This is a genomic window from Armatimonas sp. (genome assembly GCF_964826245.1).
This window is the reverse complement of record NZ_CBAYMC010000102.1, coordinates 1-14,572: the sequence shown is the minus strand read 5'-3', so window position 1 is coordinate 14,572 and position 14,572 is coordinate 1. Positions and strand designations below refer to the sequence as shown.

Annotated in this window: 16 protein-coding genes; 5 read left to right on the top strand and 11 right to left on the bottom strand. The window is 55.9% G+C overall.

Translation table 11 applies throughout. From position 1 onward, the window contains the following. On the top strand, positions 1-589 hold a 589-nt coding region (locus AC1XOS_RS11390; RefSeq protein ID WP_481962341.1), incomplete at its 5' end, for a tetratricopeptide repeat protein. Between the two features lie 2 nt (positions 590-591). On the opposite strand, the gene AC1XOS_RS11385 is transcribed toward AC1XOS_RS11390, so the two are convergent. From AC1XOS_RS11385 to AC1XOS_RS11355, 7 genes are all read right to left on the bottom strand, one after another. After that, a complete protein-coding gene (locus AC1XOS_RS11385) occupies positions 592-1,248 on the bottom strand; it encodes a hypothetical protein (protein WP_481962340.1) in 657 nt (218 codons plus the stop codon). A 215-nt stretch (positions 1,249-1,463) separates the two neighbouring features. Next, positions 1,464-2,102, bottom strand: a complete 639-nt coding sequence (locus AC1XOS_RS11380) for a hypothetical protein (protein WP_481962339.1) — start codon at positions 2,100-2,102, stop codon at positions 1,464-1,466. Between the two features lie 53 nt (positions 2,103-2,155). Beyond that, positions 2,156-3,346, bottom strand: coding sequence for a hypothetical protein (locus tag AC1XOS_RS11375; protein WP_481962338.1), 1,191 nt, complete (start codon positions 3,344-3,346; stop codon positions 2,156-2,158). A gap of 634 nt (positions 3,347-3,980) precedes the next feature. Continuing rightward, positions 3,981-4,877, bottom strand: coding sequence for an aldose epimerase family protein (locus AC1XOS_RS11370; protein WP_481962337.1), 897 nt, complete (start codon positions 4,875-4,877; stop codon positions 3,981-3,983). Further along, entirely contained in the window at positions 4,874-6,001 is a 1,128-nt protein-coding gene (locus tag AC1XOS_RS11365) for a mandelate racemase/muconate lactonizing enzyme family protein (RefSeq protein ID WP_481962336.1), read from the bottom strand. Before AC1XOS_RS11365 ends, AC1XOS_RS11370 begins: the two co-directional genes overlap by 4 nt. Positions 6,002-6,003: 2 nt before the next feature. Further along, positions 6,004-6,834 (bottom strand): bifunctional 4-hydroxy-2-oxoglutarate aldolase/2-dehydro-3-deoxy-phosphogluconate aldolase, encoded by an 831-nt coding sequence (locus AC1XOS_RS11360; RefSeq protein WP_481962335.1) that lies wholly within the window; start codon positions 6,832-6,834, stop codon positions 6,004-6,006. A 12-nt stretch (positions 6,835-6,846) separates the two neighbouring features. Further along, positions 6,847-8,430: a hypothetical protein gene (locus AC1XOS_RS11355; protein ID WP_481962334.1), complete on the bottom strand. Its 1,584-nt coding sequence runs from the start codon at positions 8,428-8,430 to the stop codon at positions 6,847-6,849. 68 nt (positions 8,431-8,498) lie between these two features. Between AC1XOS_RS11355 and AC1XOS_RS11350 the strand changes: the two genes are divergently transcribed. The 3 genes from AC1XOS_RS11350 to AC1XOS_RS11340 are packed head-to-tail and all read left to right on the top strand — an operon-like array spanning position 8,499 to position 11,561. Next, complete coding sequence (locus AC1XOS_RS11350) at positions 8,499-8,858, top strand: hypothetical protein (protein WP_481962333.1); 360 nt, start codon at positions 8,499-8,501, stop codon at positions 8,856-8,858. An 18-nt stretch (positions 8,859-8,876) separates the two neighbouring features. After that, positions 8,877-10,688 (top strand): CRTAC1 family protein, encoded by a 1,812-nt coding sequence (locus tag AC1XOS_RS11345; RefSeq protein WP_481962332.1) that lies wholly within the window; start codon positions 8,877-8,879, stop codon positions 10,686-10,688. 3 nt (positions 10,689-10,691) lie between these two features. Further along, on the top strand, positions 10,692-11,561 hold the full coding sequence (locus AC1XOS_RS11340) for an RnfABCDGE type electron transport complex subunit D (RefSeq protein ID WP_481962331.1): 870 nt from the start codon (positions 10,692-10,694) through the stop codon (positions 11,559-11,561). Between the two features lie 118 nt (positions 11,562-11,679). On the opposite strand, the gene AC1XOS_RS11335 is transcribed toward AC1XOS_RS11340, so the two are convergent. From AC1XOS_RS11335 to AC1XOS_RS11320, 4 genes are read right to left on the bottom strand one after another with little or no spacing between them, the layout of a single operon-like run. Continuing rightward, positions 11,680-12,468: an alpha/beta hydrolase gene (locus AC1XOS_RS11335; RefSeq protein ID WP_481962330.1), complete on the bottom strand. Its 789-nt coding sequence runs from the start codon at positions 12,466-12,468 to the stop codon at positions 11,680-11,682. Between the two features lies 1 nt (position 12,469). Next, positions 12,470-12,733, bottom strand: a complete 264-nt coding sequence (locus tag AC1XOS_RS11330; RefSeq protein ID WP_481962329.1) for a hypothetical protein — start codon at positions 12,731-12,733, stop codon at positions 12,470-12,472. A 17-nt stretch (positions 12,734-12,750) separates the two neighbouring features. Beyond that, positions 12,751-13,143 carry a type II toxin-antitoxin system VapC family toxin gene (locus AC1XOS_RS11325; protein WP_481962328.1) on the bottom strand — a complete coding sequence of 131 codons (393 nt, stop codon included), beginning with the start codon at positions 13,141-13,143 and terminating at the stop codon, positions 12,751-12,753. Next, positions 13,140-13,376, bottom strand: a complete 237-nt coding sequence (locus tag AC1XOS_RS11320; protein WP_481962327.1) for a type II toxin-antitoxin system Phd/YefM family antitoxin — start codon at positions 13,374-13,376, stop codon at positions 13,140-13,142. Before AC1XOS_RS11320 ends, AC1XOS_RS11325 begins: the two co-directional genes overlap by 4 nt. A gap of 62 nt (positions 13,377-13,438) precedes the next feature. Here AC1XOS_RS11320 and AC1XOS_RS11315 point away from each other — a divergent pair. Further along, positions 13,439-14,572: TolB family protein (locus AC1XOS_RS11315; RefSeq protein WP_481962326.1), on the top strand; the 1,134-nt coding region annotated here is incomplete at its 3' end.

Sequence of the window (14,572 nt, the reverse complement as noted above, 5' to 3'; positions counted from 1 at the left end):
GATCTACACGAAGCTGGAGCTGCCACAGCAGGCCACGACCGTGCGGGGGCGCTTGGGGGGAGCCTATCTGGAGCTGGCTCACGGCAGTCGCAAAGAAAACCTGACCCGCGCCATCAGCTGCCACCAGGCTTCGCTGCGCATCTACACCCCGGAGAAGTTTCCCCAGGAGTGGGCTGCCGCGCAGAGCGACATGGGCTACGCCTACACCGAGCTACCTGGGGGCAACCGCGATGCGAACCTGGCCCAGGCCCGCGCCTACTACGAAGCCGCCTCACGTATCTACACCGAAGAAAGCCATCCGATTGAGTGGGCCGTGCTTCAGGAGCGCATCTCGATTCTGGAGTGGCTCCAAGGCCGAAAAGACGAAGCCCGTTTGCTATTGGAGCGGGCACTGGAGATCTTCCAGCACCACGGGGACTTGGAGCGGATCGAGCACGCGCAGAACACCCTCCAGCTCTGGGAACCCACGCCCACATCACCGATTCACCGTCCCAAGCCCCAAGTCGCGATCTTTCTCGTCCTCATGGTTCCCGTCGCATTCGCCCTCTGGGGAGCGATCCAGCTCCTCCTCGGGCGACTCCACGGGTAGTACTACTGCTTGCGCCCGGCCAAGCGCTCCGCCACCTGCCGCTTTGCCCACTCAGGAGCGCTTTCTTTGGGCTTACTTGTTAGACCAAACACTGTCATCCGATCCAGCATCCTTATTACTAGAATTTCTAAGAGACGAATATCCGCAGGATTAATAGGTAGTGTGATAGTGTTACCTCTATTGTCTTTAATTGAATCCATTGAAATATATGTTGTCATACCTACTTTTCCCTCAGATATACTCAATGCATATTCATCTATATTTCCAGTTTCAGAATTATTGCGTATTGAATACCATGATTTTTCTGCGATAATTCCTTTTGAATAACTACCATTTTTTAATTTTCCTGGAGGCCAAGAAAGTATTTCGAATATATCTTCATGTTTTGATTTTTGTTTTAATATGATGAAATTTATACCTATATTGCATCCTGTTGATTCGTTTTTTATTTCAAAATTATGAATGTTGCCAGCATTTTCTTCTTTTGGAAATTTTAAATTTCCTCGGATTAGTCTGATTTTGAAGCCAATATACTCTTCAGGACGGGGTAAAATTACATCTGCATTTTCAATAACCTCTTGTGATCTAGCTGTCTTATTTGAATCTAAGATTAATAGTGATAATAAAGTAATTAATATATTATTTTTATAAATATTCATTACTTTATACTACTGCGGCTGCGCTGACTCAGAGTGTACCGGGGAGTAGGATTCCTTGTCAAGCATGGTTTAGGGATTAGGGAACCCTGTCTTTCACCGATCCTACCTATTATCTCGCCCCGATCCAGAGCCACCGCAGGGCCGGGTGAGGCGCAGAAGAGAGGATGCCCACAGGCAAAGTGTACCCGACGAGCGATCCTCTCTCCCATGAAGCGCTACTGCCTCTTCTGCTCTGCCCGCCGCTTCGCCACTTGCTCCTTCGCCCAAAGAGGAGCACTCTCCGCAGGCCGACTCGTCAATCCCAGAACCGTAGCCCGATCCAGAATCTTCCGTCCCATTTCCTCAGCCCAAGCCTTATCTCCATCCGAGATAGGAGGAAAAGTAAAACTCCCATCAGGATTTTTGATCGGTTTAGATCTGAATTGTAGCTTCATGAGAACCCAGTGGTCAGCCACAATAAGTGAACTGGGATGCGACCAAGCATATTTACCAATTGGCTTCCCTGTAAATGAACTTTTCTTTGAGGTATCTCTAGGAGCACTCGAAGGTGAAATTATTGAAGCTAATCCTGCATCATCTGGATTGAGTGAAATAGCTATGTCAATTGATAAAAACAGTTTATCTGAATCTCGCATATAACTAATAGTATAAAAAGAATAGAATCTACTATTTTTTAGTAGTTCAATACTTGAGTTGTCAGATTTATGAAATAATCTAGTAACAAGTTTGAATTCCGATAATTCATTCTGTTCTGGGATAATTAAGTCAAAGTCGGCACGCGAAATCGTCGGGCCTGGTTTTACTTTTATTGACTCTGGATCTCGGAATGTAAGAGAGGGCTGTTGCTCCTGCATGATGGCTGGGTTTATGATAGTAAGCATTATTTTACCTTTTTGAGAGTGTTAATTTATGGGAATCCAAGAACTGTAACTTGGATATTGCTTCCTTGTTGTACAGGTGTTAACTCATATGGAGCTACTAGGCTAGATGATGACGGTGCCCAGTAATTTGTTTGGGTTACATTTACTGCGGGTGAGACAGCATAAGGAACAAATAGGCCAATAGTTGGGTCAGATATATTTTGATTGAGAAGTATTACCAGTTGATGATTTGCCCATTCTAATTGTGACAATATGTTATGTCCAATCAACACGCCTAGGTTCGTAAGGAACGTTCCGTAAGGATCGTTCGGTTGTCTACCTGGTACATCTCCTGCTCTGTACTGTATATACGCCCCTCTACCTTGTGAGTAAAGACATATCGCTGCATAGTCACTTGCGTCATAGCATTGACCTCGGATAGGTCTGCCGCCGCCATCACTAACACATAAAAACTGAACTAAATCAAATATGTTCGCAGGAATAGTTGCTAGCGCAAGGGTCTGTGTACTATCATAAAAAAAAGTTTGGCTTGTATAGAGTCCGTGCGAAATCTTAGTTATGACTCCTAAGGGATCTGATTCCCCCGATGCCCAAGTGCATGAATCTTCTAGGACGCCCACCCAAGGGATAGCCATGCAGTTAATGGGTTGATCTTTTAGAAGATATAATTTTTCCTCGTACATTCCATCAATATAACCATCTCCATTAAAGAAAATGACTAAATCACCTTTTGTGACATAGTTTGGAAGTGCTCCTAGTGAAAATGTGACATTGGTAGAGTGACCAGGCATTAAGTTAGAGATCGGTGTGATATTGCTACAGGAAACTGAAACCATACCTCCATTAGTAAAATACTCGGCAGTGATTGTTAGGGTGCCTGTAAAATTATTCTGTGCTAGTGTGGATCGTGTTACATTTAAGGTGACATTAAGTGTCGTTCCTATCTTTGCCGCCATCGGGTCTTGGTGGTCTACAATGCTGTTGTTCGATGCATCGAGATGTGTCTTGTAGACTTGAGGATAGTTGTAAGCAACCCCTTGGTTGTTGGCACATCGGTATCCATTTTCTATAGTTACATTCGCGAGGCACGGATAGGCATTTCCACTTGTACCACCTCCTGCGGGGCCACCTTGGGCCAGAGCGGGCTTTACACAGAGCACGATAGCGATGTGTAGGAGAAGAAACAGACTTTTCATCAGGGTCGAAACCAACCGCATGGCAACACCTCACTTTATACGACTGCGGCTCCGCTGATACTGCGGCTCCGCTGATACTGCGGCTCCGCTGATACTGCGGCTCCGCTGATACTGCGGCTCCGCTGATGAAGAGTATACCCAGGAGTAGGACTTCTTGTCAAATTAAGTTTTAGTAAAGAGAAAAAAGGGCTGGGAATAATGGTGATACTAAAGTAAAATGAGGAATGAAAGAAGTCATGGAGTGAATATAAATTGTTATGTACTGCTTAATCGGTATTACAGAGTCCTGTACTTTTACCACATGTCATCGGGTGAGCACTACATGCAATAGGGTGAGTATCACAACACATTGGGTTTTCTTCACATATCGAAGGGAATGCATTACATGGGAGTCAAAGGAGATCGGAAGGCAATGTACAGTTACCTTGTGCGATAGGAATATACTACAACTCGGAAGGAGGCTGCTATGCCGTCAATTAAAAATATAATAACCTGTCGGTTTTGAATCGAACATTTATTCACTAGAATCAGCGCCTGATGGGATGCAGGATCGGGCGGTAGGAAATATGCTCTCGGTTACGCCCGTCACCAGCGCCCCGGCCGGGTCAATGCCCGATCCTGAAGACTATCCCTCAATCACAGGGGGCCAAGGTGCTTATCCCACGCCCCAGCTTCCGGTGAACGTCGCGCCGGGTTCTAAGCGCCGCAGGCCCCACTCGGCGTGGTTGAAGCCGTCGCTACCGCAGGTCATGGGCTCGATGGCCAGGCTTCGGCGCTGGTGTTCGGGGGGCATGTTCTCGCCGGTGTAGAGCACCACAAAGTCAAATGCCTCGTCCATCCACACTGTGACGGTCTTCCCCTGGCCCGCCAGCACGACGCTGGCCCGCCCGGAATCGTCGCGTTGAGGGCTGAGAAAACAGTGGTTGAAGACAGTAGCGCCGATCGTGCTTGGCTGTTGGTAGTCCAGCCCCACCTCAGCTACCGGGAAGATGGTGCCCGTGGGGATAAACTGCTTCATCTCCAGCACCGAGTCGAAGGGCAGCGTCAGCGTGTCGTCATTGACAAGCTCCGAACCGACCGTGAAGTAGGGATGGAAACCCGCCGCCACTGGGGCAGCCACGGTGCCCGTGTTGGTGATGGCAAAGGCGCACTCCAGGCCCGTGTCGCTCAGGGTATAGGTTATCTCTAAGTCGAGCGGAAACGGGTAGCCCTGCGCTCCCGTAAATCCGAGCGTGAAGCGCACGGCGCTCTCACTCTGCTCGGCAACTATCCAATCCATGGTACGGACAAAGCCGTGGATCGCATTGGGGCCGTCTTTATCGGTCTGGGGCAGGTGGTAGGTTTCTCCGTCCCAGGTGTAGGTCGCCCCGCCAACTCGCCCCGGAAAAGGGATCAGCACATCGCCCTGTCCGCCTTGCTTATTGGCTTTCCCTCGGTAGCCCGTCGCCACCGGCTCGCCGTTTTGTGTCACGCCCCGCAGCGACGCACCACACGCTGCCACCACCGCTTCCCATGCGCCATAGCGCAGAACTATCTCAATATCTTCGTTCATACTCTAAATTTTTCCAATAAAGCTACACTCACTGCCACGCCCAGTCCCGGTGTGTTGGGAACCGTTGCCAAACCATCTTCGAGCTCGATGCGCTCTGTAAAAGCCACACGAAACGGGTCGTCGAGACTGTCGGTCTCTAAGAGCGGCGGACGCAGCTCAACTCTGCCCGGATGCCGAATATCGGAGGCCAGAAAGTGCAGGGAGGCGGCAAGATTTAGCTGCGTTCCCATAGACCGTGGAACCACATTGACCCCATGCGCCGATGCCACGGTACGGATTTTCTGAGCCTCGCTTAAGCCACCGCACCAGGCGGGATTTACTTGGAACGTGCCGATGGCCTGGGTGGCTAGCAGCGCTTCAAAAGCCCAGCGGGTCTGCTCGTAGCGCCCTGCCGAGAGCGCAAGTGGTGTCTGTGCGGCCAGGCGCGACCACGCCGTGACGGGCTCTGTGGCCAGCGGATCGGTAAGCGCGGTGAAGCCTTGCTCAGCGAGGGCGCGGCAGATAATCGCAGCCTCCGGGACATCGTAGGAGCCATGTGCCTCAGCGGCAAACGGAATATCGGGGAACTCTTTGCGTAGCGCTCGTGCGAGCGCCGCATCGGCGGCAAGGCTGCGACCGACCTGTACTAAGAGTGCCCGTGCACCGCCCTCAATCGCACGGCGTGCCTCGGTTAGCATCTGGGGAATCCGCTCGCTCTCGGGGCCTTCGCGGAAGTAGAGCCCGGTGGTGTAGCAGGGAATGCGCTCGCGGGTCTTGCCGCCCAGGAGCGCACTCACGGACTGTCCCAGTAGCTTGCCCTTAAGATCCCAGAGCGCCATGTCAATGCCACTCAGCGCCCCAATCAGCACACCACGCCGACCATGAGGAAGTGCCGCCTGCCAGAGCCGATCCCAGAGTGGATCGGTGGCCAGCGGGTCTTGCCCAAGCAGAAGGGGGCCGAAGAACTCGGTGATTGTGGGAGCCAGCACCGAAGGCGGCCCAGCGCACTCGCCCCAGCCCTCCGTGCCATCGTCGGCGATAAGCTGCACGAGAAGTGCTTCTCTTACGCTCGCCTTCCCTCGTGCCCAGCCGTAGGACTCGGAAAGAGGCGCACGGAGCGGGAACGCATGGACTTCACGGATCATGGCTAGGCGCGGGCCTTGGCGACCGCGGCGACGAAGGCTTTTGCCGTCTCAGTGAGGGCGGCCCAGTCTTTGCTTTTCAGCACATCTTTGCTGACCAATGACGAGCCCGCTGCCACGGCGGCGCAGCCCGCTTTGATAAAGTCTCCGGCGGTGTTGAGATCCACGCCGCCAGTGGGGATGATCTGGAGCTGGGGCAGAGGGGCTTTGAGCGCCTTGATGTAGTTGGGGCCAAGGCCATCGGCGGGGAAGATCTTGATAAAGTCCGCGCCCGCCTCATGAGCCGTGAGCGCCTCGGTGGGGGTGTAGGCTCCACAGACAATTGGGACGTTGTAGCGGCGGCACATCGCGATAATCTCGGTCTTCATCACGGGCGAGACCGCAAACTGCGCCCCAGCCAGAATCGCCATGCGCGTTGTCTCCGCGTCTAAGACCGTGCCGACTCCCATTAAGATCGCATCGCCTAGCTCTTTACGGACATCCGTGATGACTTGGAGCGCGTTAGGAGTCGTCATCGTCACCTCCATCGCCGTCACGCCGCCCGCTGCCAGGGCCTTTGCCACGTCCATTAGCTGCTCGCTGGAGTCCGCGCGGATCACGGCCACCACTCCAGGATTCAGCATTCGCTCGATAGTATCGTACTTGCTCATCTCAGGGTACATGATAGCACAGGATAGAATGGGAGCATGCCTTTTGCCGCGATTCTCTTTGATCTTGATGGCACACTTACGGATTCGATCAGCCTGATTGTTCACTGCTAACAGCAGACCATGCAGCGCTTCTGCATCGCCCCCGAGAAGTGCGCCTATCTCGGCGACTCCGTCCACGACCTTCACGGGCCGGAATCTTTAGCGCTTGGCTAGCTCTTGCCGGGTAGCGATGGGGACATAGCCGATCTCGAGACCCTTAGGCGGCTTGACGAGCTGCGCGGGGTCGAGATCGGCGAGCGTGCCGGTCTTGGGAGGCGGGAGGTACTCGCGGTTCTTGGTCCAGCTACGGTGCAGCTTCTCGACTTTGACTTGCATCTTCTCCCGCTCGGCATCGGTTAAATCGGCGTTGAGAAGCGCGGGCTGGTCGGCGAAGCGGTACCAGTAGTAGGTCACGACGCTGCCGTCGCCCAGAAACGCCTTGAAGGGCCCCGCAGCGGGTCCTGGCTTCTTCCAGGTGCTTTTCGGGGCTTCGGGCGTGTCGTAGGGCGGCTCAGGGCTCTCTTTGGGAGTCTCCCAGGTCAGCTTGTGCAGGCCCGTCTCCACCGGGACTTTGTCGGCGGCAATCGGCACCCAGCGTGCTTTTTTCTCGTCCTCGCCGTTCTCCAGCATAAAGTACTCGGGGAGGGTGATCAGCTTACGCGAGCTCTTGGTCAGCTCCGCGCTCCACTGGTAGCCGTAGGAGTGCTCATCCGCGAGCTTCGGAGTCGCGAAGGCGTTCCAGGCGATATTGACCTTCTTCTCCGTCTTGTCGTCTTTTCGGGAGTGAATCTGCCAGGTGGCACGGCCTCCGCTGCCAAACGTACGCACAAAACCACCCTGTGGGCTGACCTTGCCACTGCTGGGGGCACCTCCAGAAAACCACGCCGTCACGGAGTCTTGAAGAGCCGATCTATTGTAGACCGTGTCTTGGTGCACCAGCACAGAGCGGCCCTCCGCGCTACGCGGAAACGATGTCGGGGCGATGCGTGCATAGGAGCTGCCCTTGGCGTCGGTCGCCATGCGGCAGGGAATGTACTGTGTCTCCATCTGCACGCTACGGTTCGGGTCTACGGGGCGTGTGTCTAGCAGCAAGCCCGCCAGCTTCGGATCTTTCTCGGCGGAGTGCGACCAGAAGTACGGCAGGAAGAACGCCACCGGCCCCTTGAAGTTGCCCGAGTTGAAGAACAGCGTCCAGCACTGGTTGCCCGTCGGCACCGGCTTTCCGTTGGTCGTGGGCTTGGGATCGGTGAAGGGCAGCGAGAAGTAGCCGTAGCCAAAGAGCTCGCCGCAGGTGCCTTGCTTCAGGTTAATGCCGTCGATGGGAAATAAGAGCCACGGACTGAGCTGCGCCACGCCGTAGAGCCCACGCGGCTCCTCCCACGTGCCCCAGCCGTGCGCGGGGCCATTGGCGATCTCGGAGAAATTCGGCGCAACCCCCCCCATGATGAACTTAGGCGTTGGCGTGGGAAAGCGCGTGTCTCTCCACCAGCCAAGGCCGCCCTCCACATCGGAGTATAGATCTTTAGGTTTGGTGCCATCCCACTGCGCAAACATCCACGTGCTAGGAAGTCCTGTCTGGAATTGGTGCCCTGGATAGTTCGCAAGCAGCGGCCACGCGGCGATATACATCGAAAAGCCCGCGTTGTAGCTGGGCTCGACTTTATCAATAGGCAAGATCAGGTAGCCCGCCAGATACTCATTCTGCCCGCTCACCAGCCCTTGCGTCTTCGTCGTTTTTTTCATTGCCCCGATTGTACACGAGACAGCCCACTGAAAGTGAGCATTCCGACCGTTGCTAGGTAGAATGGGCTATGCATCGTCGTGTTCTTATGGCCTTGTTTATCTTTGCTCTTTTAATCGGGGTAGGGTGGCGTTTATTGCCAGATCGCCTGGAGCGTCGCATGAAGGCGCTAGCGGGGCCTGGGGCGATTGACTGCTCGGATTACCGTGTTCCTGATGCGGAAGTCTGTATGAATCAGGCATATGCTCAAGGGAAGGCGTTTTATGGACGTCGTGATTCGCTGCCCGATTGGGTGAAAGGATCTGTAGGAGTGGTTTGTCGTAGGAAAGGGACGGCGACCTATATTCATCAAAACTCTGCGATGCCGCAAGGATATGAGGAAGTGATGGTCATTTCGCGTTGGTCATCGCGCTATAGTTGGCTCCCTTAGGGACGGTACAATATTGTCATGGCAACGAACAATGCCGGGGTGCCGAAGGTAGTGGCGCTCCTTGCTTTTATGGGGATTTTAGGAGCGACGTGGTGGCTCAATAAGAAAAATGTCACCGTGCCACCGTCGGCGGGGGATGGCTTCATCAAGACTGCGCAGCCGGATGCGCTTTCTCGGTATGGCGTGACGCTCACGGAGAGTGCGAAGGCGCTGGGGGTGGACTTTACGCACACCGCGCCAAAGCTCGACCCGAAGCTGGAGCCGATTCTACCGCGCATCGCGGATATGGGCGCGGGGATCGCGGTCTGTGACTTTGATAAAGACGGCTGGGTGGATTTTTACGTCACCAACTCTGGCGAGAACAGCAAGAACGCGCTCTACCACAACAAGGGCGACGGCACGTTCGAGGAAGTCGCGGAGAAGCTAGGCGTGGCGGATCTCAACAAAGATGGCACCGGCACGAGCCAAGGGGCGCTCTGGGGCGACTTCGAAGGCGATGGCTACCCGGATCTGCTGGTCTACAAGTGGGGCCAGGCGCGGCTTTTCCAGAACAACGCGGGCAAGGGCTTCACAGATGTAACGGAGAAAGCCAATCTTCCCAAGTGGATGAACGCCAATGCCGCGACGCTCTTTGACTACGACCAAGACGGCAAGCTCGATATCCTGCTCTGTGGCTACTTCGACGAGCAGCATGACATGTGGCACCTCAAGACCACCAAGATCATGCCCGATGCGCTTAACTTCGCCCATAACGGCGCGGCCAAGCACTTGCTCCACAACGAGGGCGGCTTTGCGTTTAAAGACGTGACGCAAGAGATGGGCATGACCAATAAGTCTTGGCTCCTAGCGGCGATTGCGGCTGACCTGCGTGGCACCGGCTTTCCCGATCTCTTCCTCGCGTCGGACTACGGCGTCCCCGAGCTCTGGCTCAACGACGGCGGAAAGAAGTTCACCGAAGTGGGGAAGGCTGCCGGAGTTGCCAAGCAGGCCAAGAGCGGGATGAACGCGGCCTTTGGCGATATCTACAACGACGGTCGGCTCTCAGTCTATATCTCCAATATCTGGGAAGACGGTCAGGTGATGCAGGGCAACAACCTCTGGGTGCCCAAAGAGGATGCCCCGAAGGGCGTGCTGGAGTACGAGAACCTCGCCGACGCCGTGGGGGTGGAGAAGGGCGGCTGGAGCTTTGGGGCGCAGTTTGGCGACCTCAACAACGACGGCTTCCAGGATATCTATCTCACCAATGGCTACATCTCCGCCGATAAAAATCAGACCTACTGGTACGACTACGCCACGCTCACCGGTGGCGGCGCGGTGATTATTGATGATGTGGCGAACTGGCCACCGCTCAAGGGCCGTAGCCTCTCGGGCTACCAGCAGAAACGCGTCTGGCTCAACGACGGCGCGGGGCGCTTCAACGAAGTGGCTCAAGCCGTGGGGGCAACCGATCTCTACGATGGCCGCGCCGTGGCGCTCGCCGATATTGACAACAACGGGACGCTGGATATCTTAGTGGCCAACCAGCGTGGCCCCTTGCTGATCTACAAGACCCAGGCCGATCCGAAGCACCACTGGCTGAAAGTCAAACTGGAAAATGGGAACGCCGGGATCGGGGCGAGTGTTACGTGCTACTGGAAGGGCATGAAGCAGCGTCAAGTGGTCACCGGCGGTGTTGGCTTCTGCTCCCAGAACGACTCGCGCGTTCACTTTGGCCTTGGCACGGAATCCGCAGTGGAGAAAGTGGAAATCCGCTGGCCAGGCGGTAAAATACAGACCATCACGGCGCCGAAAGCCGATGAGATTCTTATTGTTAAAGAAGGCAATACCTAGAAAATGACACCTGCTCTTACTGCAAACGCACCCGCGAAGCGCAGCTTTCAAATAGACAGCAAGTACGTCGCCCCGATTTTAATTAGCTGCATCTTGCTCGTGGGGCACTTCACCACCGGAATGCTCGCCGACTGGCAAAAAACCGCCGTCTGCATTATCGTGAGCATCCTCACCGAGGCTATCTTTGGCTACATCACGACCAAGAAAATGCCGCACCTGGCAAGTGCCTATGTCTCCGGGATCTCCTGTGGCATCCTGGTGCGCTCCGCCGAGTGGTGGCCCTTTATCGTGGCCCCGGCGCTCTCGGTGATTAGCAAGTACGTGATCCGTGTCGATGGCCGCCATCTCTGGAACCCGTCGAACCTCGCAATCGTGCTCTTGTTGCTCCTCGCACCGCAGTCCATGTACACCCTCTCGTTCCAGTTTGGCAACCATGTCTGGGCGGGAATCGTGGTCTGGATTCTGGGCTCGGTGATCATCTACCGGCTCAAGCGCTTCCATATCTGCGCCACATACATTCTCTGCTTCTTTGGCTTCGCGCTGCTCCGAGCCCTGCTCAACCACGACATGACACTGGCCAATGCCTTTAAGTTCGAGATCGCCCCGATCACCGGCCCGATGTACCAGCTCTTTATCTTCTTCATGATCACCGACCCTAAGACCACGGTGCACTCCAAGAAGGGCCAGATGCTGGTCGCGTTTCTCGTGGCGGCGATGGAGTTTTTGCTGCGGCAGTATGGCAAGAACTGGAACGTGCATATCGCCAGCCACGCGCCCTACTTTGCCCTGACTCTCATGGGGCCTGCGGCAAACCTCATCGAGATCTACAAAGCGCGGCAGGCCAAGAAGAGCGCCATCTCTCCGGCTCGCTAGGGCTCGCCACCTCTCTTCCCCTGATGGCTCGTTCCTCACCGGGAAGAGAGGCTTTTTGGTGCCCCTCTTCCTGCGACGAAGGAGCAAACAGGGGAAGAGGGGGTAGGGGGAGATGGCTCTATCGGGGAAACAGAAAGAGCAGAACCTGGTCGAAGCGGGCTGCCCACGATGCCTCGTTGTGTCCGGCTCCCTCGAACTCGTGGTAGGCGAGGTCAGTGCCCTCTTTCCAGCCTCTTTCCTTGAGTGCATCGCGCAGAAGACGGGCATCGGGGAGGGCGCTATCCCCCTCGGAGGTGCCAATGTCTACCCAGAGCTTGAGGGGCAGTTTCTTGGCAATGGCTTTGAGAATCGCCTTCTCATCCCACCATACTGACGGCGAGAGAAGGGCGAGCTTCCCAAAGACATCGGAGCGCTTGAGGCCGACCCAGAGCGAGATAAGGCCCCCCAGCGACGAGCCGCCGAGAGCCGTATTGGCGGCATCCGTGCGGGTGCGGTAGGTGCGATCCATAAACGGCTTTAGCTCATCAGTCAGGAACTTGCTGTAGAGCTCGCCACTGCCGCCACGGCCACGCTTATCCCGCGTCGGGGTGTACTCTGGCAGGCGATCTGCGCCCGTGTTGTAGATCCCGACGATAATCAGCGGCTCGATCTTACCTGCCCGGATCAGCCGCTCCGCCGTCTCGTCCACCCGCCACTCCTGGCCGTGGATAAACGAGGTGTTGCCATCAAAGAGGTTCTGGCCATCGTGGAGGTAGAGCACCGGGTAGCGCCGCTCGGGGCTGTCGTAGTAGCCCGGTGGTAGGTAAACCAAGACCTTGCGACGCGGCTTGAGGTGCTGCGAGGCGACGTCGGTGTGGATGCGAAAGAGACCCGTTCGCGTGTGGCGCTCCGGGAGCTCCTGGGCCATCTCAGCGACTACCTAGCAAACCCGCTTTGCGCCCATCGGTTTCTTTAACGGGCTCGTTCTCCACGGAGATCGCGGCGACATAGGCAGGACGAATCAGAAACGAGATTTTCTCACTGGGGTTCGAGGTATGCTCACTCTCGTAGCGAATGGGGTCTACGGCGAGTGTCGCCCAGGCCGCCGCCTCCGCTTGTGCGGCATCGGGGGCTTCCAGCTCGCGGCGAAAGCCACCGCCCGCTGTGTGGTACGTAATCCGAAACTTAGGCATGGGCTAGTGTACCGCATTCACCAAAGAGTTTTGAGGGAGGAGAGCGTAGAGAAAGCCTGATCGGCGGTGACAAGCGTGAGGTGCTCGACTCGTGACTGCGCGGCAAGCGCCCGGTCAAACGGGTCTTTATGCTCCCACTCCAGCAGCGCTGCCTCGCGAGCGTGCAGGCTCGTGAGGGCAAGCTCTTTAAGGTGAAGCTGCGCGGTGCGCTCAAACCAGCGTTCTACCATATCTGCCGCTTCGGGAAACTTTCCTGCCCGATACTTGATTCCCATCTCCCATAGGCTCATTGCCGAGATATAAACAATTTCGTTTGTCGTCTCAAGAAGTGCCCGGGTAGAGTTTGTCAGCCGCGCAGGGCTACCATCGAACCAGAGAAGCGTGTGTGTGTCGAGGAGATAGCCGCTCATAGCCCCCAGTCCTTAAGATCTTCCTCAGTGAGCGGAGCCATGCTACGCTCCACAAAATCTGGCCCTTCCACGATAGGATGACAGCCTGCCTTGCGCACAAGAGTAGGACTCTCCAGTGCGACGAGACGAACCAGCTCTTTGCCTCCTCGTGCCAGAATAACCTCCTCACCGGCCAGAGCGGCGGCGACAAGGCGAGAGAGATGTGTCTTGGCTTCGTGCATGTTGACGGTCATGGACTAAGTATATCAAAGATTAGCTAACTACGCTAATCTGTAAGCCAGGTATCATGAATGCTATGAACGAGCAGACAGAACTTTGGAAACAAATTGCGCGGACGGGATCGGTGGTGTGGCCGCAGGTGGCGGCGAATCGGCCTGAGCGGGGCGTGGCGTTTCACAGCCAGCGAGGGGCGCTTGCGTGGAGCCCACAGACGGGCGAGACGCGGCGGCTTCTGCCCGAGGGCGTCGGCAGTGGGTTTGGCCTGCTCTCACCCGATGGCGAGTGGTTTTATTTTTTCAAAGATACCAAGGGCAACGAGAAGGGCCACTACGTTCGTTTCCGTTACGATGGAACGGGCGAGCTAGAGAGCCTGACACCAGATTTTGCGCCGTATTCGTCGTCGCTGACCCCGTTTCCGCTGCCAATTGTCTCACTGAGCGCTTCAGGAAATCGCATCGCGTTTATCTTTGTGGACAGCGATGGCTACCACTTGTGCAGTGTTGATATCGCCGCCGATGGCCGTTTAGGCGCTCCTAAGATTCTGCACGAAGGCAAGGCGCTACTCCGTGGCCCCGTCCTCTCCGCCGATGGCGCGGTCTGCGTGGTCTGCACCAACGAGCGCACCGGCAAGCAGCAGTACGACTTGCTGGCTCTTGACTCGGGCGGTGACGAGCTGGCACGCTGGAAGGGCGGTGGGGCGACGAGCTTGGAGACGACTGCCTTTTCCCCAATTCCTGGTGACTATCGCCTGCTCTGCACCACCGATGAGTCTGGCGTGAAGCGCCCGATGCTCTGGGATGTGGCGCAGGCAGAGTCCGAGCTTCTTCTCGCCGAGGAAACGCTTCCCAGTGAGGTCGTGCCGTTGTGTTGGTCGCCGAGCGCCAAGGGCATTTTGCTTTGTCGGAGCCTTGATGCCGCGCACGAGCTGGGAATCTGGGAAGCGGGGAAGCTGACACGTTTGCAGCATCCCACAGGCACGATCACGTACTTTGGTGGGCTTGGTGCGACACTTAGCAACGACGGCGTGGCATCGGTGCTTTTCTCCAGCTCCCAAACGCCGCGTCAGCTGATGGCGTTCTCGGCAACAGGCGAGCCAAAAGTCTTGCTCTCAGGCGGAGAAGCCCCAGTGGGCACGACGGTTCGCTCCGTCATGTTTCCTTCGTCGGATGGGGTGCCCGTGCAGGGTTGGCTGGCGACTCCCGAGGGCACA